Below are 1,399 nucleotides of genomic sequence, written 5' to 3'. Positions count from 1 at the left end.
AGCGTTCGCGCGACTTTTACCGCCTGATAGAGGAATTCACATGGCTTCCGAAAAACTCAAGGCCGCGATCATCGGCTCCGGCAACATCGGCACGGACCTGATGATCAAGATCCTGCGCAACAGCCGGCATCTGGAGATGGCGGCGATGGTCGGCATCGATCCGAACTCCGATGGCCTCGCGCGCGCGGCGCGTCTTGGCGTGGCCACCACGCATGAAGGCGTGGAAGGGCTCACGCGTCTGTCCGTGTTCGATGAAATCGATTTCGTGTTCGATGCGACTTCGGCTGGCGCGCATATCAGGAATGATGCGCTGCTGCGCAAGCTCAAGCCGTCGATTCGTGTGATCGATCTCACGCCTGCCGCCATTGGGCCGTATTGCGTGCCCGTGGTGAACCTCGATGCGCATATCGATGCGCCCAACGTGAACATGGTTACGTGTGGTGGTCAGGCGACCATTCCGGTGGTTGCTGCGGTGTCGCGCGTGGCGAAGGTGCATTACGCGGAGATCGTTGCTTCGATCAGCAGCAAGTCGGCGGGACCGGGCACGCGCGCCAATATCGATGAATTTACCGAAACGACTTCGAAAGCCATCGAAGCGGTAGGCGGTGCGGCGAAAGGCAAGGCGATCATCGTGCTCAATCCGGCCGAGCCGCCGGTGATGATGCGCGATACCGTCTACACGCTTTCCAGTCTCGCGGACAAGGACGCGATTGAGCGCTCGATTGAAGAAACAGTCGCGAAGGTCAATGCCTACGTGCCCGGCTATCGCCTCAAGCAGAAGGTGCAGTTCGACGAGATTCCTGCGAGCGCGCCACTCAATATTCCGGGTCTCGGTAAATTCAGCGGCCTGAAGGCTTCGGTATTCCTCGAAGTGGAAGGCGCCGCGCATTATCTGCCGGCCTACGCGGGCAATCTCGACATCATGACTTCCGCCGCGCTCGCCACTGCCGAGCGCATGGCGCAGACGCTTTTGAGCGCGCAAGGAGCCTAAGGCCATGAATAATCTGGGCAAGAAACTCTATATCTCCGACGTGACGCTGCGCGACGGCAGCCACGCGATCCGCCATCAATACTCGATCCAGAACGTGCAGGACATTGCGCGCGCGCTGGACCAGGCGAAGGTGGACAGTATCGAAGTCGCGCACGGCGACGGCCTGCAAGGATCGAGCTTCAATTACGGCTTTGGCGCGCATAGCGACCTCGAATGGATCGAGGCCGTAGCCGACGTGGTGACACACGCGCAGATCGCCACGCTGCTGCTGCCCGGCATCGGCACGATTCACGACCTGAAGGCCGCGTACAACGCAGGCGCGCGCGTGGTGCGCATTGCCACGCATTGCACCGAAGCCGATATCTCGAAGCAGCACATCGAATATGCGCGCGAGCTCGGCATGGACAC

The 1,399-nt window shown here is 60.6% G+C and carries 1 protein-coding gene and 1 pseudogene; both read left to right on the top strand.

What is annotated here, in order from left to right; all coding sequences use genetic code 11:
• The first annotated feature begins 40 nt into the window (after positions 1 to 40).
• Entirely contained in the window at positions 41 to 991 is a 951-nt protein-coding gene (locus U5775_RS38760) for an acetaldehyde dehydrogenase (acetylating) (RefSeq protein WP_322063409.1), read from the top strand.
• Between the two features lie 4 nt (positions 992 to 995).
• Positions 996 to 1,399 (top strand): annotated as a pseudogene (locus U5775_RS38755) (4-hydroxy-2-oxovalerate aldolase); the annotation flags it as partial.

The sequence above is a fragment of the Paraburkholderia sp. J63 genome (genome assembly GCF_905220245.1).
Classification (GTDB): Bacteria; Pseudomonadota; Gammaproteobacteria; order Burkholderiales; family Burkholderiaceae; genus Paraburkholderia.
This window is presented reverse-complemented; position numbering and strand designations above follow the sequence as displayed.